This window comes from Micromonospora sp. NPDC047738 (assembly GCF_040642675.1).
Lineage (GTDB): Bacteria > Actinomycetota > Actinomycetes > Mycobacteriales > Micromonosporaceae > Micromonospora.
This window is the reverse complement of the sequence record NZ_JBEYSO010000001.1, coordinates 658,227-678,334: the sequence shown is the minus strand read 5'-3', so window position 1 is coordinate 678,334 and position 20,108 is coordinate 658,227. Positions and strand designations below refer to the sequence as shown.

The window sequence follows — 20,108 nt, the reverse complement described above, 5'->3', positions numbered from 1 at the left end:
CGCTCGCCGACGCCATGAGGCACCACTGCGCTGAGCTGGCTGATTCGCTCGCTGCGCTCGCTCATGTCGTCGCCTCGCTTCGCTCGCCGACGCCATGAGGCACCACTGCGCTGAGCTGGCTGATTCGCTCGCTGCGCTCGCTCATGCCGGCACCGCCACGGTGGTCGGCGACGATCCGGCCGTCGCGCATCTGCACCCGGCGGGGCAGGCCGGCCGCGATCTCCAGGTCGTGGGTGATCACCACGATGGTGGTCCCGGCCGCGTGCAGGTCGCGCAGCAGCGCCAGCACCCCGGCGCCGGACGCGGAGTCCAGGTTGCCGGTCGGTTCGTCCGCGAGCAGCAGCCTGGGTGCACCCACCACCGCGCGGGCGATCGCCACCCGCTGCCGCTCGCCGCCGGACAGCTCGTGCGGCCGGTGGTCGAGTCGGTGCCCCAGCCCCACCCGGTCCAGCGCGGCCTCCGCGCGCCGCCGCCGCTCCCGCAGGGGTACGCCCGCGTAGAGCAGCCCGTCGGCGACGTTGTCCCGCACCGGCACGTTCGGGGCCAGGTGGAACTGCTGGAAGACGAAGCCGATCCGGGACGACCGGAGGGCGGAGAGCTGCCGGTCGGCGAGGGCGGCCACGTCGTACCCGTCGATGCGGACCCGGCCGGTGGAGGGGCGGTCCAGGGTGCCGATCAGGTGCAGCATGGTGGACTTGCCCGACCCGGAGGGGCCGACGATGGCCACCAGTTCGCCGTACCGGATGGTCAGCGACACCCCGTCGAGGGCCCGTACGCCGCCCGGGTACACCTTGGTCACCTCGGCCAGCTCCACCACCGCGTCGCCGGTCACGTCGGCATCCCCACGGTCGCCCCCTCGGCGAGCCCCGCGCCGGAGACCTCCACCCGGCCGGACGCGAACAACCCGGTCTCCACAGCGACGATCCGCGTGGTGGAGCCCTCGACCAGTTGCACGCCGTAACCGCCCTCGGCCAGCGCCAGCAGCGCGGCGACCGGCACGGTCAGCACGTCCCGGCGCTCGGCGGCGGTGAACGCCACCTTCGCCGAGGACTGCTCGAAACCGGTCAGCGCCTTCGGGTCGGCCACGGTCACGGTGACCTCGATCTTGGTCTCCGGGTCGCCCTGGCCGCCCGCTCCGCCGCCGGTGCCGGTGTCGATCACCGTCTCCGTGGCCGCGACCGTGCCGGTGACGTCCTTGTCGTTGGGCAGGGTGACGCTCACCTTGGTGCCCCGCTTCGCCAGCCGCTCGTCGTCGACGTCTAGGGACACCGTCACCACCCGGGCGGTGCCGGTGTAGGTCAGCACCGCCTGGCCGGGCTGACCCGGGTCGCCGAGGTCCGCCTCGTGGCTGTCCACCCGGACCGCGCCGTCGGCGTAGACGACCCGGCCCAGCTCGACCCGGCCGGTCTCGGGCAGGCCCAGGTCGTCCTGCCACCGCCGCACCGCGTCCGCCGTCGCCGAGGTGTAGTCGTCGTCGACGGTGAACCCGGAGTAGCCCAGCGCCTTGAGGTTCTCCTCGAACTGCCGCACGTCGGCGCCGGACACGCCGGGCCCGAGCGTCCGGTACGCCGGCAGCCGCCCGTACAGCAGCAGCACCTTGGCGTTGTCGACCGCGAACAGCGGCTTGCCCCGGCTGACCTGGCTGCCGGTGGCGGCCAGCGAGGTGATCGTGCCGCCGGTGCGCAGCGTCGCGGTGTGGCCGGCGCCGTAGCCGAGTTCCCCGTCGAAGCTCTCCGAGTCCACCAGGGTCTGCCGGGTGACCTGGGCGGTCGCCGGCGGCAGCCCGCCGCTGGCCGGCGTACCCCCGGTGCGGCCCTCGGCCCCGACGGCGGCCGCGACGCCCGCGGCGGCGGCGACCACCACCGCGGAGGCGACCACGATCGGGGTACGCGCGCGGCGGCGGCGACGGCCGCCCCCAGCGGGTGCGGCGGCCGGCGCGGTGGCGGTGGTCGCCGTCTCGGCCGGCGCGGTCGTGGCGCTGGCGCTCAGCGGGACGATCTCCGCTTGCGACTGCGGGGCTCGCAAGTCCGGCTCACTCCTCGCGCTCGCGGAGTTTGTCTCTGTTCGCGACTGCGGGGCTCGCAAACCCGGCTCACTCCTCGCGCTCACTGGGTCCTCTTCATCAGTAGCGGCGCGCCGTCCTGCCGGCACTTCTCCATGGCGGCCTGCACCGTCGGGCTTTTCGGGTCGAAACCGTCCCCGTTGAGTTCGATGGCGCCGTCCGGGCCCGGGTCCGGGAAGTCCGGCACCCCGTTCTCCCGCATGCACCGGGCGAGCTGCCGCACCTTCTCCACCTGCTCCGGGTCGAGCTTGATCTCCTTGCCGCCGTTGGGCATCAGGCTGCGGCACTTCTCCATGGCCGCCTCTCCCTTCGCCCGGTCAGCTCCGTCCGGCATGCGGATGCGGACCTTGCCGTCGGCTGTCTCGGGGTCCGGGAAGTCCGGCAGCCCGTTCTCCCGCATGCACTTGGCGAACTCGCGCTGCCGGTCCTCGTCGCTGACCGGGACGAGGCTGGCGCTCGGCGAGGCACTGGCCGCACCGCCGCCGGCCGTGGCCACCTGCTCCCCGTCCGAACCGGTCTTCGCGCAGCCGGCGACCGCGAGCCCGAGCAGCAGGGGCAGGACGAGCAGTGTGTCCGACATTCGTCGGCGCATGGCACAACTCCTTCCTCCGGGCCGGCGCGGATCGCCGGCCGATACGGACGAGTCGACCGCAGCGGCGGTATCCCGGGCGTAACCGTCGGTGTTAACGCCGTGGTTATCCGTGGCCGCGTCACCATGGGACGGTGCGAGTGCTTGTGGTCGAGGACGAGACGCTGCTGGCCGACTCCATCGCGGAGTGGCTGCGCCGGGAAGCGTTCGCGGTGGACGTCGCCTACGACGGGGACGCGGCGCTGGAACGGCTCGGCGTCACCGACTACGACGTGGTGGTGCTCGACCGGGACCTGCCGGTGGTGCACGGCGACGACGTGTGCCGGGCGGTGGTGGACAGCGGCGGCGAGACGCGGGTGCTGATGCTGACCGCCGCCGCGGCCGTCCGGGAACGGGTGGCCGGCCTGGCCCTCGGCGCCGACGACTACCTGGTCAAACCGTTCGCGCTGGTCGAACTCTCCGCCCGGGTGCACGCGCTGGCCCGGCGGGCCCGCCCGGCCGCTCCGCCGAAGCTGAGCCGGGCCGGCATCGTGGTCGACCCGGCCCGGCGTGAGGTCTACCGCGACGGCCGGTACGTCGCGCTGTCCCGCAAGGAGTTCGCGGTGCTGGCAGAACTGGTCCGGGCCGGCGGGGCAGTGGTCTCCGCCGAGGAGCTGCTGGAGCGGGCCTGGGACGAGCACATCGACCCGTTCACCAACGTGGTACGGGTGACCGTGATGAAGCTGCGCCGCAAGCTCGGCGACCCGCAGGTGGTCGAGACGGTGCCGGGAGTGGGGTATCAGATCCGGTGAAGCGACTGACCATCCGGGCCCGCCTGACCCTGGTGCACGGCGGCCTCCTGCTGCTCGCCGGCGTGGTCCTGCTCGGCGTCACGTACGTGCTGGTCGACCAGCGGATGCGCCAGCCGCTGGCCGGCGTCAAGACCCAGATCACGACGACCAACCCGTTCAGCAGGCTGCCCGGCCCGGGCGAGGCCGACCAGGTGCGGGTCCTGATCCAGGAGGCTCAGGACGAGGCGAAACGGACCGCGCTGGAATCGCTGCTCACCCAGGGCGGGGTGGCGCTGTTGCTGATCTCGGCGATCGCCCTCGGCTTCGGCTGGTTGATCGCCGGGCGGGCGCTGCAGCCGCTGCACCAGATCACCGGCACCGCCCGCCGGATCGCCGCCGCCGGCGCAGTCGGGCGGGGCCTGCACGAGCGGATCGCGTTGCGGGGGCCCCGGGACGAGGTGCAGGAACTGGCCGACACGTTCGACCTGATGCTGGAGCGGCTCGACCGGTCCTTCGACGGCCAGCGGCGGTTCGTGGCGAACGCGTCGCACGAGCTACGTACCCCGCTCGCGCTCAACCGGTCGCTGCTGGAGGTGGCGATGTCCCGGCCGGGCGCCTCCGCCGAGCTGCGGCAGCTCGGCGAGACGCTGCTGGCGATCAACGAACGCCACGAACGGCTCATCGACGGGCTGCTCACCCTGGCCGACTCGGAGCAGCAGGTCGTCGACCGCACCCCGGTGGACCTCGCCGAGATCGCCCGGCACGTCCTCGACCAGGCCGCCGGCACGCCGGAGCTGACCGTACGCCGCCAGCTCGCGTCCGCCGCCACGGCCGGTGACCCGGTGCTGCTGGAGCGGCTCACGCAGAACCTGGTGGAGAACGCGGTCCGGCACAACCTGCCGGCCGGCGGCGAGGTCGACGTGAGCACCGGCCTGGTCAACGGCTGGGTCACCCTGGTGGTCGTCAACACCGGCCCCGTGGTGCCCAGCTACGAGATCGAAACCATCTTCCAGCCGTTCCGGCGGCTGCGTCACGACCGCCTGGCCGGCCCGAGGGGGAGCGCCGGTCGGGGCGGCGCCGACGACCGGGCCGGCGCGGGACGCGGGTTCGGGCTCGGCCTGTCGATCGTGCGGGCGGTGGCCCAGGCGCACGGCGGCGCGGTACACGCCTACCCCCGAAACGGTGGCGGGCTGGTCGTGACGGTCACCCTGCCACCGCTGGGCGCGATCGTCCCCGCCCAACCGGTGCGGACGCTGCCCACCGTGACGCATGGCGGTCAGGCGTGAGTTCGTGCCACAGGAACACCGGTTCACGCCGCCGTTGATCTGCGGCGTTCCTGTCGGGCTCCCGTCACGGGAGCTGTTCATCTGATCGCCTTCGATCGATAGCGTCGTGGCACTGGCCGACGACGAAAGGCCGACGATGAACCACAACGGACACCCGTTCTCGCGCCGGCGGCTCCTCGCCGGCGCCGCGGTTGCCTCGGCGGTCACCGTGACCGGCGTGGCCACCGCCCCGACCGCCGCCGCGGCGAACCCCACCCACGCCACCACCCCACTGGTCACCCGCGACCGGATCGGGTCGGCCCTGCTCCACGACCCGGGCGGCGGCCCGGCCGTGGCGCGCTTCCAGGCCGATTTCCACGACCGGCTCGCCGCCTGGCTCGCCTTCTGGTCGGCGAACTCACCCGCCGCCTGGAGCTCCCCGGTCCAGGTCGTCGGCCGGGTCGACCGGTCCGGCGACACGTTTACCCTGCACGCCGTCCGCTATCGGCGCGCCGACGAACTGCACGACGGCTTCGCCGCCGGCCGGGTGGACGGCAGTCACTGGGCAACCCTGGCGAGCCTGCACCACCACTTCCCGATCGTGGCTCCGCTGCCCGGCGGCCCGGTCCAGGTCGGCGACGGGGTCGCCGGCTTCACCGGCAGCGCCGGGCAACTCGCCTTCGCGGTCGCGGCCTGCCGCGAGCTGTGGGGCGAGCGCGCGGCGACCGCTGTCGGCTGGCGGGAGCACGCCAACCAGGTGCTCAGCCGTGCCGGGCAGCGGGGCGATGTCGCCTCCCGCGCCGGCTGGGCGGCCTTCACCCGGACCAGTCTGCGGCGCGGGCTGGGCACCGAATCGTACGAATGACCGGAGGTAGTACATGTCCCGCAGCGAGTTCCGGTTCGTGGTCGACGGCGTCGACCTGACCACCGAGCAGCAGACCCTCATCTCCCGCGAGATCCAGAAGGCGGGGCTGGCCGCCCTCTCCGCAGCCAACGCCAAGCTGACCAACCCGCTCACCGTCGGCCACTCCAACCTCAAGCTCCGCCCCGAGTGGCGCGGTCTCTGGGTGCTCGACGGGATCAACGCCGACGAGCTGGGCCAAAAGATCAACGACATCGGGTTCTGGATCGAGCGGTGACCGATCCCGCCGTACGTCCTGACCCGTCGGAGCGGATGTGCCCGAGTACGCCCGCGGCCAACGCCACGGTCTTCCTCGGCATGATCACTCCGGCGGGTCGGGTCGCCTACGTCACCCCGGCGACCCCGGCCGAGGTCGCCCTGGCCGCGGCCGGCGACGCCGACACCCCGGTCGAGTCCCGCTACCGGCTCGCCGGGCCCTGCGTCACCTCGTCCTGCGGGTTCTGGACCGGTGACCACTGCGGCCTGGGCGCCCGGCTGGCCGCGTCATATCAGGAGGCCGTCGGCCCGACCGAGGTGGAGCTGCCGAAGTGCGCGATCCGGCGTACCTGCCGATGGTTCGCCGAGCAGGGGCCGGCGGCCTGCCCGGCCTGCTCGCACGTCGTCACCGACACCCGCTGACCGGCGCGGCTCCGTAGCCACGGCTGGACCATCCGGCGACCGGGCCCTCGCTCAGCCCGGCCAGACCGGCGCACCGTCGACGAACGGCCAGGTGATCCGCTCGGCGCGCAGGTCCTCGATCAGGGTGCGGACGTACGCCAGCTCCGCGGCGATGACCTGGCGTTGGTATTCCGACTCGATCGCGAACAGTCGGGGCAGGAACCGGCCGACTTCGATGATCTCCTCGTCGAGCGCGGTCAGCCGCTCCGCGAGCCGGGCGGCGCGGGTGTTCAGCGCGGCGAGGGCGTCGGCCGGGGCGAGGTTCGGCAGGAAGGACAGGGCAGCCGGGAACTCGGGGTACTCCGGGGCCGGGGTGGAGAGCATGACGCGCAGCCACTCTCCCAGGGCCGCCCGTCCGGCGTCGGTGATGCGGTACGTCGTGCGTTCCGGCCGGTTCTCGGCGCGTTCGGTGGACTCCACCGCCACCAGGCCGTCCCGGACCAGCCGCTGGATCGTCTGGTAGACGCTGTTGCGCTGGCTGACGTTGACCACGTCGTCCTTGCGCCGTTCCTTGATCAGTTGCTGCATCCGGTACGCGTGCATCGGCTCCTCGGTGAGCATCGACAGCACGGCCAGCGCGAGCACGGAGCGGCGTGGTGAGGTCACCGGCCGAGCTTAACGCTTGACACTTGCATAGTCATAAAATGTATAGTCACTCCATGACTATAGCGACGATGCTCCCACGCCCCCACACCTCCCGCTCGACCCGACGGCTCGCCCTCGGAGCTGTTGTCGGGCCAGTGCTGTTCACCCTCGCCTGGCTCGTCCTCGGCATCCTGAGCCCCGGATACACCTTCTTCGGTCACCGGTTCACCGACTACTCGCCGATCAGCCAGCCGATCAGCGGGCTGGGCCTCGGCGTGACCGCCCCGTACATGAACATCGCCTTCGTCGTCACCGGGCTGGTCCTGACCGTCGGCGTGGTCGGCGTGTTCCGCGCCCTGCCGCCCACCCGGCCCGCCCTGCGGCGCTGGTCGGTCGCGCTGCTCGCCTGTACCGGGATCGGTCAGGTCGTGTGCGGGATCTTCAACCTCGAAGCCGCGATGCCGCACTCGCTCGGCTTCACCCTCGCCGTCGGGACCCCGATCGCCGCCTTCCTCGTCGCCGGGCGCTACCTCCGCGGCGTCCCCGGGTGGCAGCGATTCGGCACCATGCTGCTGCTCGGCAGCCCGCTGACCCTGGTGCTCCTGGTCGCCTTCTTCGCGACGTTCCAGCCAACCGCCGACGGCGCCGAACACGGCATCGCGGGACTCGTGCAGCGGCTTCTGGTGCTGCAGGTGCACGCCTGGTTCGTGGCCATGGGCTGGCTGGCCTACCGGCACGCTCCGGCCGGTGAGTGAGACTGCGCCACCACGCGCCACCAGGAACGGCCGCGCCGGACCGGTCGACCGGCGACGACGAGGGCCGGCCCAGCAGCAGCTTTCACGCTTCTTCCACAGCGCTTCCACAGACCGCCGCCACAGTTGGCACCAGCAGACTTCCATCCGGGCGCGGGGATTCCCATGCACGACAAGTTCCTGACCATCCGCCAGGGCAGCGAATCGACCCTCCACACCGCCAGCCACAACCTGCCCTACCGGGCGCTGCGCCACCACGAGGAGAATCTCCTGTCGCTGCGCAACCACCTGCTCAGCACACCGTTCCAGCGGCGGTTCGACTCGCACCACCGCGAAAGCCTGCGCCACGACCCGCAGACGGGCGTCGCCGCGACCTCGGACGAGACCGACGACGAGGTCGCCGACCGAGGGTGACCATGCGATCCACCGTGGCGGTGCCATACCGATGACGGGGGGTACGGCACCGCCACGGTCTACCCGTCCGCAGCCAGCAGCGCCCGGACCCGCCCGGCGTCCGGGTGCTCGATCTCGGTGAGGATGTCCAACGCCTGCCGCCAGGACCGCCGGGCCGCATCGGCGTCACCGTACGCGTGCTGGCTCTCGCCGAGATGGCGAAGCGTCACCGCCTCGTTCGGCCGATCGCCGAGCCCCTGGTACAGCAGCAGCGCCTGCTGATAGCAGGAGATCGCCTCGGCGAGGTCCACATGCCGGTACGCGTAGCCGAGGCTGTCCCACGCGCCGGCCATCCCGACCGGGTCACCGAGGCGCTCCAGCAGGGACAGCGACCGCCGGCAGTGCACGATCGCCTGCTCGTGGTCGCCGAGCAGGGCGTGACACCAGCCCACCGAGTTGAGCGTGTTCGCCTCGCCCCGCTCGTGGCCGGCGCGGTGGAACAGCTCCAGCGCCCGCTGATCGTGGCGCAGCGCCGCACCGATGTCGCCCTGCTGCTCGCACAGCCAGCCAAGGCTGCGGCAGGTGAAACCCTGCCCGACCAGGTCGCCGAGGACGCCGAACAACTCCAGCGCCTGCCCGTAGTGCTCCCGGGCGACGGCGAACTGGCGCAGCCGCACGTGCGCGCCACCCAGAATCCGGTGCGCCTCCGCCTCGGCGGCGCGGTCGCCCTGCCGCCGCGCGGCGGCGACCGCGGCCCGGCCCGTGCGTACCCAGTCCGGCCAGTGCCCCCGCCGGGCGAAGAAATTCGTGGCCGCCCACGCCAACCGCCACACGTGCCCGTCGAACCCGCCGCGCGCCGCCTGGTCCACCACGGCGAGCAGGACCGCGTGCTCCGCGGTGAACCACGCCAGCGCCGACGGCCGGTCCTCGAACACCTCGGCGGTCACCCCGGCGGCGACCGGCGGCACGGCCAGCGGATCCCGATGCGGCCACAGCAGCCCGTCGGCGGCCAGCGCGGTGTGCAGGTAGTGGTCCAGGAGCCGCTGCTGCGCCGCCGACAGCTCGTCGTCGCGGCCCAACTCGGCGGCGTACAGGCGGAGCAGGTCGTGCAGCGCGTACCGGCCGGGACGATGCTCACCGACGAGCTGCGCCGTGACGAGTTCCCGCAACGCGGGGCGGACCCGGTCGGCGGGCAGGCCGGCGAGACTGGCCGCCGCGGCGGCGGTGAGGTCCGGGCCCGGGTGCGCCGCCAGCAGCCGGAACAGCCGGGCCGCCGCCGGGTTCAGATTCCGGTACGACCAGGAGAAGACATCCCGTACGTCGGTGCTGGCGTCGCCGCCCGCGAACGCGTCCAGCCCCGGGCGCAGTTCCTCAACGAGCGCGTCGAGCGGGAACTCGGGGTGGGTGGCGGCGCGGGCGGCCACGATGGCCAGGGCCAGCGGAAGCCGACCGCACGAGTCGATGATCCGGTCCACCGCCGCCGGCTCACCGGCCAGCCGGCCGGCGCCCACCCGGCGCACGATCAGCTCCCGCGACTCGCCGCGACTGAGCAGATCGAGCCGCAGCGGGCGGGCGTCCTCGGCCACCACCAGGCCGGGCAGCTGGTTGCGGCTGGCGACCACCGTGGCGCAGCCGGGCGCGCCGGGCAGCAGCGGCCGGACCTGCTCGGCGTCCCGGACGTTGTCGAGCACCACCAGGATCCGCCGGTCGCGCAGCAGGTCGCGGTAGAGCCCGGCCTGCGCCTCCACCGTGGCCGGCAACTGCTCGGGCGGTACGCCGAGCGCGTCGAGGAAGCCCAGCAGTGCCTCAGCCGCCGCCATCGGTGCGCCGGTCGGATCGAACCCGCGCATGTTGACGAACAGCTGCCCGTCCGGGAACTGATCCAGCACCGTGTGCGCCAGCCGCAGCACGAACAGGGACTTGCCGATGCCGGCCGGCCCGCCGACCAGCACGAGCGGCGGCCCGCCCGACGCGGAGGACAGCAGGTCGCGGCCGGTGGCCAGCTCGTCGACCCGGCCGACGAACTGCGGTGGGTCCGGTGGCAGCAGACAGGGGCGCAGTGGCTTGCCGCGGTCCGCCGGCAACAGGCCCGGCGGCAGCCGGCGCTGCAGAATGTCCCGCTGGAGTTCCTGCAGCTCGGGGGCGTCGAGCCCGCGGTCGCGCAGCAGATGCACGCCCGCGCGGCAGACCTCGGCCGCCTCGTCCACCCGCTGCTCGGCGTAGAGCGCCAGGGCGAGCAGCCGCCGGACGCCCTCGTCGTAGGGGTCGTCGACCACCGCACCGGAGAGCTGCGGGATCGCCTCGGCGTGCCGACCGAGCGCGGTGAGCGCCTCCGCGTAGCCACGGCGCGCATCCCGCCGCACGGCGTCGAGCTGGGCGACTCTCGGCAAGACGAAGGAGCGGTCCGCCACGTCGGCGAAGGCCGGACCGCGCCACAGCCCGAGCGCCCGCTCCAGCACCGCGGCGGCCCGTTCGGTCAGGTCGTTGTCGCCGGCGGAGAGCAGCCGGCGACCCTCCGCGCACCACCGTTCGAACCGGTGCGCGTCGACGGCGTCGTGCGGCACATCGAGCCGGTACGCCCCACCGGCGCCCGACCCGACGGTCACCACCACTGGATCGTCCGGCGCGGCGAGCGCGCGGCGCAGGTGCGACACGTGACTGCGCAGCGTGGCCTGCGCCCCGGACGGTGGCGAGCCGGCCCAGAGCAGCTCGACCACCCGGGCGGCCGGCACCGCCGAGCCCGCGTCGATCGTCAGGATCGCCAGCAGCTCGACCAGCTTCGGGCCGAGCCGGACGGGCTGGTGTCCGCGCGTCACCTGCACCGGGCCGAGCACGCTGATGCGCAACACCCAGAACACTCCCCAGTCCCTCGGCAGACCACTACCGTAGTGGATCGCCGCGATGACGCTGAGTGCGCCGACTGGACTTGTCCCGGATGGCGGTCATCGCCCGGCGGGCAGGGTGAGCGCCCCGCCTGATTATCGGCCTGGCGGCTCGTAGGGGGGCTCTGCCCGGGTCGCCTCGTCGATCTCCGCGGGCGTGATCAGCGGAATCACCCGGGTGTCCACCCCGCCCGCCGCTCGGATGGCGATGGCCAGCGCCGCCGCGCTCTTGTGGTCCGGCAGGTCACACAGGACGTAGGTGTCGTACTTACCGAACGAGAAGTGAAGCGAGTCCATCCGTCCGCCGTTGGCCTCGATCGTGTTTCGGACAACCTGGGCGCGTCTGGTCCCACCGTCCGTGATCAGCCCCTTGACCCCGTCGATGGTGTAGGTCGACTGCAACAGGAACATGGACACCTCGATCAACTCCCCGACGTGCTGGCGGCCCTCGGACTGCCGCGACTGCCCGCTCGAATCAGCCCAGGACGCTCAGCGCGTCCCCTGGCGTTGGACCCGCTCGCCGCCCTCGACCCTCGCCCGGCCGTGGTCGCGTTCCGTGCCCGATGTTCCGGTCGCGGCCCGCAGGTGCCGCCGGTCCGGCGAGTGCTCCACCTCAGAGCCCTGCCGGCCCCGTGCCCCGCTGCCCGGATTCCGCCCGGCGCGCGCCGACTCGCCGCCCGGATCATGCTTGTTCTGCTTGTGGCTACCCATGCGGGCGGCGTACCCGCTCCGCCCGCCGCTAGTCCTGCCCGCCCGCGGCGCGCTCGTAGTGCAGCAGCAGCGACCCGGTGCTGGTCGGGGTGCAGCGGGTCAGGGCGTACGACTGCAACGTTCCGTCGGATGGCCAGATCCGCTTGCCGCCGCCGAGGCGTACTGGGTCGACCATCAGCCGCAGCTCGTCCACCAGGTCGGCGGCGAGCAGGGCGGCGGCGAGCTGCGCGCTGCCGATGACGTGCAGCTCGCCCTCGCCGGACCTGGCCAGCTCGGCGACGGCGGGCAGGTCCTGCAGCACCGACGAACCGGTCCACTCCGGGGCGGTGAGCGTCGAGGAGACCACATACTTGGGCTTGTTGTTGAGCGGGTCGGCGACCACCTGCTCCGGCCCGGTGACGTGCGGCCAGTGCGCGGCGAACCGGTCGTAGGTGCGGCGTCCGAACAGGAACGCGGCGGCGGCGTTCAGGTTGTCGACCACCCACTGCCGGGAGGCGTCGTCGAACCAGCGCAGGTGCCAGCCACCGTGCGCGAAGCCGCCGCTGGGGTCCTCGTCGGGTGCGCCGGGCGCCTGCACCACACCGTCCAGGCTCATCCACTCGACCACCACGAGCTTCACGCCGCCACCTCCGCGAGCTTGTCCAGCGCCGACTCCCAGCCGCCCGCGACGTTCGCGGCCACCTGCGGCAGCGCCGCCGCCAGCTCCGCCAACCGCTCGTGTACGAGGGTGAGCGCGGTCCCGCCGTCCGGGTTGCCGTCGAGGGTGACGGTGAGCAGCGAGTCGAAGTGCGGCGCGTCGGTGCGCTGCGGGCCGACGAACCCCCACCGCCAGACGATGCGCCGGTCCTGCTCCAGCTCGACCAGCTCGCAGTCGAAGCCGCCGACCTCGGTGCCGGCGTCGGTGTGCCAGATCCGGTACCGGCCGCCGACTCGCGGCTCGACCTCGGCGCGGGTCACCTCCAGCCCGCCGGGTGCCATCCAGCGGCGCAGCAGGTCGGGGTCGAGCCAGGCCCGGTAGACCTTGTCGGGTGGGGCGGGGATGTCGCGGTGCAGCCGTACGACCGTGCTCATCGTTCGGTCCCTTCGTCGGTGAACAGCGCTTCGAGGGCGTCGAGGCGCTCGGCCCAGTGGCGCTGGTAGAAGTTCAGCCAGGCCGAGGCGGTGGCGAGCGGGGCGGGCTCCAGCCGGCAGACGTGCCGCCGGCCGGTGACCGTCCGTTTCACCAGGCCGGCGCGTTCCAGCACCTGGACGTGCTTGGAGGCGGCGGCCAGGGACATCGCCAGCGGTTCGGCCAGCTCGCCGACCGTCAGCTCCCGCTCGGCGAGCCGGCGCAGCATGGTGCGGCGCGCGCCGTGCGCGAGGGCGTGGAACACCTCGTCCATCCCCACCGGATCCTCAACCATGTGGTTGAGGATAGTGCTCGGCCAGGCAATGTTCAACTGATTGGTTGAGCTTCTGTTCGGCATCCAGGTCGTCCACGGGTGTTGTCGCCGAGTTCACCTCCAAGATCGCCACGATTCCTAGCCTGACCAGGCCCCGGGGCTGTGCCCGTACGCGCGGCCTGCCGGATCGAAGCTTGGAGGGACACATGATCCTGCAACGCCCCCACGGCCGGGCGTTGATGGCCTTCGCCATCACCGGACTGCTCCTCGGCACGCTGGGCGGACCGGCGTACGCAGCGGGCACGACGCCCGCCACCTCCGTCCACGACGGCGACGTCATCCGCGGCGTCACCACCGTCTACGCCACCGGCTCACCCCTGCCCTCGCTGGACCTGGACGGCAGCCCGCTCAGCACCACCGGGGTGTCGAGCCTGCCCGCCACCCTTCGCTTCGAGGGGGAGGGCATCCAGAGCGGATCCCAGAAACTGCTGAACTCGGTCTGGGTGAACGGCAAGATCGTGACCCTGATCAACAAGGACTACCTGGGCTACGCCACGGCCGAGATCCCGATTCCCGCCGGCTACCTGACCGCCGGAACCAACACCCTCACCATCCGCGCCGGCAGCTCGATCTCGCCCACCGACCTCACCGCGAACCACGACGACTTCACCGTCCGCAACGTGCGGATCACCACGCTCGACGGTACGGACATCGCTGATCCCGCCGTCCCGCCAACCCGCAAGGTTTCCCTCGGCGACGGCTACCCGGGCGGCAACGCGACCGAAGAGCAGGTGACCGCCAACTTCGCCATCACCCTCGACGAAGCTCAGGCGCACGGCGTCGCCGCGAGCGTGGACACCCGCCCGTTGCCCGACGGACCGCACGCCCTCACCGTTACCTCGGCCGGCACCGCCACCGTCGTCCGGTTCCTGACCGACAACAGCGGGCCGGTCGTCACCGCCACCACTCCCGCCGACGGCACCACCGTCACCGGGGACCGCATCGAGGTCACCGTGTCGGCGGCCGACAGCGTCTCCGCCGTCGCCTCGGTGACCGCCAAGCTGGACGGTCGCACCATCCCCGTGCCCAACTCCTTCCCGACCGGCAACATCCCGGCCGGCGAGCACACCCTCGCCGTCACCGCCACGGACGCTGCCGGCAACGCGAGTACGAAGAACGTCACGTTCCGGACCCCACCGCCGAGCATCGCGCCCGGCGCCTACGACCGCGGCCAGATCCGGCCCGACCGCCCCATGGCCGGCCCCGACGTGGCCCGCGTCGTGGCCGCGGGCGACATCGCCTGCGCGGCGACCAGCCGCACCACCCCCACGACCTGCCAGCAGGCCGCCGTCGCCGACACGGTGCGGTCGCTGAACCCCGACGCCGTGCTCACCCTCGCCGACAACCAGTACGACGTCGGCACGCTCCCCGCATTCCTCGCCTCCTACGACAAGTCGTGGGGCGCGGTCAAGGACATCACCTACCCGGTCGTCGGCAACCACGAGTACGGGCAGGCCTACCACCCGGGGGCCCGCGCCGACGGCTACTTCGACTACTTCAACGGCGTGGGCGCGCCGGACGGTCGGGCCGGCGACCGGGAGAAGGGCTACTACTCGTACGACATCGGCCGCTGGCACGTGGTGGCGCTCAACAGCGAGTGCGGCGTGGTGTCCTGCGCTCCCGGCTCGGCCCAGTACGCATGGCTCGAGCAGGACCTCCAACGGCACCACAACATGTGCGTGCTGGCCACCTGGCACAAGCCGGTGCACACCGGCACCTTCCGCGGCGGGATCTACGGCAACCCCGACAGCAATTCGCTCTACGAGCTTGCCGACCGGTACGGGGTGGACGTGATCCTCAACGGGCACGACCACAGCTACCAGCGGTTCGCGCCGCAGGACGTCGACGGCAACCCCCGGCCCGACGCACCGCGGGAGTTCATCGTCGGCACCGGCGGCGTCGGCTTCCACGGCACCCCCGACCAGGTCCCCAACCTGGAGGTCGCGCAGGGCGACACCTTCGGGGCGCTGGAGCTGACCCTCAAGCCCACCGGCTACGACTGGCGATTCGTGCCGATCGCCGGCAGCACCAGCGGCTTCACCGACTCCGGCTCGGCGTCCTGCCACCGGTAGTCGCCACCTGCGGTGACCCCGCCGGCCCCATCCGGGTCGGCGGGGTCACCAGTCCGACGAAAATTCGCCGCGGCGAAGCTGCCCGGTCATCCTCCGGGTGTCCTCCCGGTGTCGGAGGCTTCCGCTACGGTCGGAACGTCATGGAGCCGCGGTTCGGCGAGGAGATCATCGGGCGGGAGCACCCCGCCGGGCTGCTGCGCGCCGAAGTCGACCGGGTGACCGCGAGCCACGGCGGCCTCGTCCTGGTCACCGGCGAGCCCGGCATCGGCAAGACCACGCTGGTGACCGCGACGGCAGAGGAGGCCCGGCGGCGCGGCGCGCTCGTGCTCGGCGCCGCCTGCTGGGATTCCGACAGCGCACCCGGCTACTGGCCGTGGGTGCAGGTGCTGCGCGGCCTGCGCCGCTCGCCCGACGAGTGGGCCCTGGCCCGGGAGGCCGCCGAGCCCGGGCTCGCGGTGCTGCTCGGCGAGACCCCCGGCGGTCGTGGCGGCGACGACGGGGACGACGGGGACCAGGAGGAGTTCGCACTGCACGACGCGGTGACCACCGCCCTGGTCGCGGCCTCCCAGCGCCGGCCGGTCGTGGTCGTCCTCGACGACCTGCACTGGGCCGATGCCGCGTCGATGCGGCTGCTGCAGTTCGCCACCCAGCACACCTGGTTCGAACGGCTGCTGCTGATCGGCACCTACCGCGACGCGGAGGTCGAGTCCGGCGACCACCGGCTGCGCCCGCTGCTGATGCCGCTCACCGCGAAGGCCACCACCATCACCCTCACCGGCCTGTCCCGCGACGAGGTGGCCGCGCTGATGACCCGCACGGCGGGTTCCGAGCCCGACGCCGAGCTCGTCGACGAGGTGCACCGGCGCACCGGCGGCAACCCGTTCTTCGTCGAGCAGACCGCCCGGCTGTGGCGCGCCGACGGCCAGGTCAGCACCATCGCTCCCGGCGTCCGGGAGGCCGTACGGCGGCGGCTGGCCCAACTGCCCGCCCCGGTGGCCGAGGCGCTCACCGTCGCCGCCGTGCTCGGCCGCCACTTCCACCGCCAGGTCCTCGCCGCCTGCGTACCCACCCCGGCGGCGCAGGTCGACCGGCTGCTCGACCGCGCGGTGACCGCCCGGCTCGTGATCTCCCGCGGCGGCGGCCGGTTCGCCTTCGCCCACGACCTGGTCCGGGAAACCCTCTACGACGGGCTGCCCGACGACGACCGGCGCGCCCGGCACGCCACCGTAGTCCGGGCCGTCGACCACTCGGCGGCGCTCGCCGAGCGGCTCATCCCCGCCGACCTGGCCCGCCACGCCTGGCTCGCCGGCACCGACCTCGACCCGTCCCGGGCCGCCGACCTGCTCGTCGCCGCCGCCCGCGACGCGGGTGGCCGGCTGGCGGTGGAGGAGTCGGCGCTGCACTTCCGCCGCGCCCTGGAGGTGACCGAGCAGCCGGCGCAGCGGGTCAAGATCATGGTGGAGCTCGCCCAACTGCTGCTCCACATCGTCGGTGACGAGGCCCAGCGGCTGCTCGCCGACGCCGCGGCGCTCGCGCTCACCCTCGACGAGCCGGCGGTGCTGGCCCGGGTCGCGCTCAGCGTCCACCGGCACCAGACCTTCACCGGCCGCCTGACCGACGCCGAGGAGCTGCTGCGCGAGGCGTACCGGCGGTTCATCGGCGAACCCGACGGCCGCATGCCGCTCAGCACCGTCGTCGCCGACCTCATCACCGCCACCGAGACGCTCGCCCGGCGCGGCCAGGACGACGAGGCGCTCACCTTCAGCCTGTGGGCCCGCCACGACACCACCTGGGGGCTCGGCACCGCCGCCGACCGGGCCGCGCTCACCGCCGAGATCCGCGACGTGGCCCGCCGGACCGGCGACCGGGAGACCGAGCTGTGGGCGACCTCGCTGCGCTGGGTCGCGCTGCTCGAACTCAACGACCCGCGCTACCACCAGGAGCTCACCGCCTTCGTCACCGCCGGCCGGGACGGCGACGTCGCCCGCCACAAGATGGCGGCGGCCATCGACGGCGCCATCATCGCCGGCTTCCGGGGCGACTTCGCCCAGGCCGACGAGTTCCTCGCCGAGCTGGCCGACCTCGGTGAACGGGAGCACGCCGACCACGGGTTCATGAACCAGCACCTGCACTGGTCGCGGCTGCTGCTGCAGGGCCGGTTCGACGAGATCGACACCCTGCTCGACGGGGTGGATCCGACCGACCGCTCCCACCTGGAGCTGGTCAGGGCGATCACCGCCGCCGAGCGCGGCGACGCCGAGACAACCGCGAAACTGACCGCCGGCATCGAAGCCGCCGGCACCACCTACGCCCGGCCGATGTCCCCGCTGTGGCTGCGCCTGCGCGCGCAGGCCGCCGCCGCGACCCGCGACCCGCACCGCTGCGCGCAGGCCCGGCAGGCGCTCGCGCCGCACCGCGGCCAGTGGATGGCCGCCCTGTTCGGCTGCGACATCAGCGGCCCGGTCGACCACTGGCTGGCCGTCGTCGACGCCGCGCAGGAGCGCTGGGACGACGCGATCGCCGGGTTCGAGGCGGCCCGCGACGCCGCCGACCGGATGGGCGCCCGACCGTGGTCGCTGATCAGCCGCGCCGCTCTGGTGGACGCCCTGACCGCGCGGGGTCGCGCGGGCGACGCGGAGGCCGCCGCCGAGCTGCGCGCCGCCACCGCGGCCGAGGCGCGAGCGCTCGGCATGGCGCAGGTCCTGCACCGGCTGGGCGTCCCGGCGGCGGCACCCGTCGAGGTGGGCGGCCCGGCGTCGGCCGGATCAGGCCAGGTGCCCGCAACCGCGGGCGGCTTCGTCGCCCCGGCGACGGCGGCCGAGGTCGGGCCCGTTAGTGAGCAGGCCCTGGTGCCGGCGGCACCCGGACCCGAGCACCGGTCCGCCGCGCTGGCGACACCCGGACCCGACCAGCCATCCGCCACGGTTGCCGCCACACGGGCAGCACCCGGCCCGGCTCCGGTTCCGGACTACGAGTTCCGGCGTGACGGCGCCGTGTGGCGGCTCGCGTACGCCGGCACGGTGGTGCACCTGCCCGACGCCAAGGGCCTGCACGACCTGCGCCTGCTGCTGAGCCGCCCGGGCGTCGACGTGCCCGCCGTCGAGCTGCTCGACCCCGCCGCCGGGCCGGAGCTGGTGGCCGCCCGACGCCTCGGTGGTGACCCGGTACTCGACGACGAGGCCAAGGCCCGCTACCGGCGCCACCTGCAACGGCTCGACGACGAGATCGACCGGGCCGCCGCACGCGGCGACGAGGCGAAGGTGGCCGCCTTTGACGCCGAGCGTGCGGCGCTGCTGGACGAGCTGCGCGCCGCGGCCGGGCTGGCCGGCCGCAGCCGCCGGCTCGGCGACGAGGCCGAACGGGCCCGCAAGGCGGTGACCGCCCGGATCCGCGACACCCTGCGCCGGCTCGACGACCGGCACCCGGCGCTGGCTGCCCACCTACGCGACACGGTCTCCACCGGCAGCTCCTGCCGCTACCTGCCCCCGCAGCCGCTGCCGTGGCGCCTCTAGGCCGGGTCGCCGGGCCGGCCCGGCACAACCGGGACCTGGGGTGGTTGGGGTGTCGCGCTCTGGCGCGGGCCGCCTCGGCCGCCATCCGGGCGGCGTCGGCGTCGGCCCGGGCCCGGTCCGCGTCAGCGGCGTCCCAGGACCTCGGCGATCCGGCTGAACCCGTCCGTGCCGTGGCCCAGCCCGATCGTGCGGCGGGCCATCCCCTCTGCCGCCCGCATCACGCCGGCGTCGATGCCGTGGGCCTCGGAGGCGTGCACGATGTGGGCCATGGACGACGCGGCCGAGGTGATCGGGTTGCCCTCGCCGGAGTAGGTCCCGTTCGCCACGTCCTCGGCGAACTGCTCGAAGATCGGCGGGATGATCGCGCCGATGCCCTTGGCGAACGGCGCCAGCTCACGTGCGGTGACGCCCTCCGCCTGCGCCACCGCCAGGGCGTGCGCGTAGCCGGCCATCGCGGTCCAGAAGATGTCGAGCAGCGCGATGTCGTACGCCGCTGCCCGGCCGATCTCCTCGCCGAGGTGGGTGTGGGTGCCGCCCAGCGCGTCCAGCACCGGCCGGTGCTGCTGGTAGAGCTCCTTCGGACCGCTGTGGATGAAGACCCCGGCCGGCGTCCCGATGGTCGTGGCCGGTGTCATGATCGCGCCGTCCAGATAGCCGATGCCGTGGGTGGCCGCCCAGTCGGCGCTGTCCCGGGCCCGGTCCGGCGTGTCGGCGGTCAGGTTCACCACCGTCCGCGCCTTGAGCGCATCGGTGACCGCCGCCGGGCGGAGGATGGCGTCGCTGGCGTCGTAGTTCACCACGCAGACCACGGTCAAGTCGCTCGTGGCGACCGCCTCCTCCGCCGATTCGGCGCCAACCGCACCCCGCTCGACCAACGCCTGGCCTCGGCCCGGGGTCCGGTTCCAGATCGTGGTTCGCACGCCGGCGTCCAGGAACGCACCGGCCAGCGAGCGTCCCATCGGACCCAGGCCGAGCACGGTGACAGACTTTTCGGTGTCCGAGGACATGCCTCTACTCCTCATCGGCAGATACCAACAAACAGTGACGAATGGGGCGGAGATGACGCGCAGTCGTGCCCAGGACCTGAACGTGTGCGGAGTGACCGCCGCGATCGCCGTGATCGACGGCAAGTGGAAGACGATTCTGCTCTGGCTGCTGGAATCCGGTCCGCGCCGTCCCGGAGAGCTACGGCGGAGCCTGCCCGGCCTCACCGAGAAGGTGCTGACTCAGGCCCTTCGGGAGATGGAGGTCGATGGGCTGGTGCACCGGGAGGTACACGACGAGCTGCCGTTGAAGACTGAATATTCCCTTACCGCCTTCGGTCGCGAACTCTCCGAGGCGCTGGCACCCCTGTCGGACTGGGGCCACCGTCGCCTGGCGAAGCTCACCAACGCCCAACCGGCGTCCTGAAGCATCGCCACCTCCGGCTCGTTTCGCACACTGGCGGTCCCTCGACCGCCCATGACCAGCTTGGCCCCGCCGTCAGCCGCCGCC

Annotated in this window: 21 protein-coding genes; 10 read left to right on the top strand and 11 right to left on the bottom strand. The window is 73.2% G+C overall.

Features of this window, described 5'->3' with window-relative positions; translation table 11 throughout:
* Positions 1-61: 61 nt before the first annotated feature.
* From ABZ783_RS03155 to ABZ783_RS03145, 3 genes are all read right to left on the bottom strand, one after another.
* Positions 62-832: an ABC transporter ATP-binding protein gene (locus tag ABZ783_RS03155; protein ID WP_357434209.1), complete on the bottom strand. Its 771-nt coding sequence runs from the start codon at positions 830-832 to the stop codon at positions 62-64.
* Complete coding sequence (locus tag ABZ783_RS03150) at positions 829-2,025, bottom strand: peptidoglycan-binding domain-containing protein (RefSeq protein ID WP_357434207.1); 1,197 nt, start codon at positions 2,023-2,025, stop codon at positions 829-831. Before ABZ783_RS03150 ends, ABZ783_RS03155 begins: the two co-directional genes overlap by 4 nt.
* An 80-nt stretch (positions 2,026-2,105) precedes the next feature.
* A complete protein-coding gene (locus ABZ783_RS03145; protein ID WP_357434205.1) occupies positions 2,106-2,654 on the bottom strand; it encodes a hypothetical protein in 549 nt (182 codons plus the stop codon).
* Between the two features lie 131 nt (positions 2,655-2,785).
* Here ABZ783_RS03145 and ABZ783_RS03140 point away from each other — a divergent pair, with 131 nt between their 5' ends.
* From ABZ783_RS03140 to ABZ783_RS03120, 5 genes are all read left to right on the top strand, one after another.
* Positions 2,786-3,442, top strand: a complete 657-nt coding sequence (locus ABZ783_RS03140; protein WP_198940137.1) for a response regulator transcription factor — start codon at positions 2,786-2,788, stop codon at positions 3,440-3,442.
* Positions 3,439-4,707, top strand: coding sequence for a HAMP domain-containing sensor histidine kinase (locus ABZ783_RS03135; protein ID WP_357434203.1), 1,269 nt, complete (start codon positions 3,439-3,441; stop codon positions 4,705-4,707). Before ABZ783_RS03140 ends, ABZ783_RS03135 begins: the two co-directional genes overlap by 4 nt.
* Positions 4,708-4,843: 136 nt before the next feature.
* Entirely contained in the window at positions 4,844-5,551 is a 708-nt protein-coding gene (locus ABZ783_RS03130; RefSeq protein ID WP_357434201.1) for a hypothetical protein, read from the top strand.
* A 13-nt stretch (positions 5,552-5,564) separates the two neighbouring features.
* Positions 5,565-5,825: a hypothetical protein gene (locus tag ABZ783_RS03125; RefSeq protein WP_357434199.1), complete on the top strand. Its 261-nt coding sequence runs from the start codon at positions 5,565-5,567 to the stop codon at positions 5,823-5,825.
* Complete coding sequence (locus tag ABZ783_RS03120; protein WP_357434197.1) at positions 5,822-6,226, top strand: hypothetical protein; 405 nt, start codon at positions 5,822-5,824, stop codon at positions 6,224-6,226. The genes ABZ783_RS03125 and ABZ783_RS03120 overlap by 4 nt, the downstream gene beginning before the upstream one ends.
* Before the next feature lie 51 nt (positions 6,227-6,277).
* Here ABZ783_RS03120 and ABZ783_RS03115 read toward each other — a convergent pair whose 3' ends face one another.
* Positions 6,278-6,871 (bottom strand): PadR family transcriptional regulator, encoded by a 594-nt coding sequence (locus tag ABZ783_RS03115; RefSeq protein ID WP_357434195.1) that lies wholly within the window; start codon positions 6,869-6,871, stop codon positions 6,278-6,280.
* A 53-nt stretch (positions 6,872-6,924) separates the two neighbouring features.
* On the opposite strand from ABZ783_RS03115, the gene ABZ783_RS03110 reads away from it, so the two are divergent.
* Together ABZ783_RS03110 and ABZ783_RS03105 are read left to right on the top strand one after the other, a co-directional pair.
* Positions 6,925-7,605 carry a DUF998 domain-containing protein gene (locus tag ABZ783_RS03110; RefSeq protein WP_357434193.1) on the top strand — a complete coding sequence of 227 codons (681 nt, stop codon included), beginning with the start codon at positions 6,925-6,927 and terminating at the stop codon, positions 7,603-7,605.
* 162 nt (positions 7,606-7,767) lie between these two features.
* Positions 7,768-8,016 carry a hypothetical protein gene (locus ABZ783_RS03105; RefSeq protein WP_357434191.1) on the top strand — a complete coding sequence of 83 codons (249 nt, stop codon included), beginning with the start codon at positions 7,768-7,770 and terminating at the stop codon, positions 8,014-8,016.
* Positions 8,017-8,075: 59 nt separating this feature from the next.
* Here ABZ783_RS03105 and ABZ783_RS03100 read toward each other — a convergent pair whose 3' ends face one another.
* The 6 genes from ABZ783_RS03100 to ABZ783_RS03075 form a co-directional block, all read right to left on the bottom strand.
* Positions 8,076-10,853 carry a BTAD domain-containing putative transcriptional regulator gene (locus ABZ783_RS03100; RefSeq protein ID WP_357434189.1) on the bottom strand — a complete coding sequence of 926 codons (2,778 nt, stop codon included), beginning with the start codon at positions 10,851-10,853 and terminating at the stop codon, positions 8,076-8,078.
* 120 nt (positions 10,854-10,973) lie between these two features.
* Positions 10,974-11,288, bottom strand: coding sequence for a GYD domain-containing protein (locus tag ABZ783_RS03095; RefSeq protein WP_357434302.1), 315 nt, complete (start codon positions 11,286-11,288; stop codon positions 10,974-10,976).
* Between the two features lie 78 nt (positions 11,289-11,366).
* A complete protein-coding gene (locus ABZ783_RS03090; RefSeq protein ID WP_357434187.1) occupies positions 11,367-11,588 on the bottom strand; it encodes a hypothetical protein in 222 nt (73 codons plus the stop codon).
* A 28-nt stretch (positions 11,589-11,616) separates the two neighbouring features.
* Positions 11,617-12,207 (bottom strand): dihydrofolate reductase family protein, encoded by a 591-nt coding sequence (locus ABZ783_RS03085; RefSeq protein ID WP_357434185.1) that lies wholly within the window; start codon positions 12,205-12,207, stop codon positions 11,617-11,619.
* Positions 12,204-12,659: an SRPBCC domain-containing protein gene (locus ABZ783_RS03080; RefSeq protein ID WP_357434183.1), complete on the bottom strand. Its 456-nt coding sequence runs from the start codon at positions 12,657-12,659 to the stop codon at positions 12,204-12,206. Before ABZ783_RS03080 ends, ABZ783_RS03085 begins: the two co-directional genes overlap by 4 nt.
* A complete protein-coding gene (locus tag ABZ783_RS03075) occupies positions 12,656-12,991 on the bottom strand; it encodes a metalloregulator ArsR/SmtB family transcription factor (protein ID WP_357434180.1) in 336 nt (111 codons plus the stop codon). The genes ABZ783_RS03080 and ABZ783_RS03075 overlap by 4 nt, the downstream gene beginning before the upstream one ends.
* 185 nt (positions 12,992-13,176) lie before the next feature.
* On the opposite strand from ABZ783_RS03075, the gene ABZ783_RS03070 reads away from it, so the two are divergent.
* The gene (locus tag ABZ783_RS03070) at positions 13,177-15,102 is read left to right on the top strand and encodes a metallophosphoesterase (RefSeq protein ID WP_357434178.1); all 1,926 of its coding nucleotides are present in this window, start codon (positions 13,177-13,179) and stop codon (positions 15,100-15,102) included.
* Positions 15,103-15,242: 140 nt separating this feature from the next.
* Complete coding sequence (locus tag ABZ783_RS03065) at positions 15,243-18,614, top strand: AAA family ATPase (protein ID WP_357434176.1); 3,372 nt, start codon at positions 15,243-15,245, stop codon at positions 18,612-18,614.
* Between the two features lie 122 nt (positions 18,615-18,736).
* On the opposite strand, the gene ABZ783_RS03060 is transcribed toward ABZ783_RS03065, so the two are convergent.
* Positions 18,737-19,621, bottom strand: a complete 885-nt coding sequence (locus tag ABZ783_RS03060) for an NAD(P)-binding domain-containing protein (protein WP_357434174.1) — start codon at positions 19,619-19,621, stop codon at positions 18,737-18,739.
* Positions 19,622-19,712: 91 nt separating this feature from the next.
* Between ABZ783_RS03060 and ABZ783_RS03055 the strand changes: the two genes are divergently transcribed.
* Positions 19,713-20,024 carry a helix-turn-helix domain-containing protein gene (locus ABZ783_RS03055; RefSeq protein ID WP_357434172.1) on the top strand — a complete coding sequence of 104 codons (312 nt, stop codon included), beginning with the start codon at positions 19,713-19,715 and terminating at the stop codon, positions 20,022-20,024.
* Positions 20,025-20,108 lie beyond the last annotated feature (84 nt).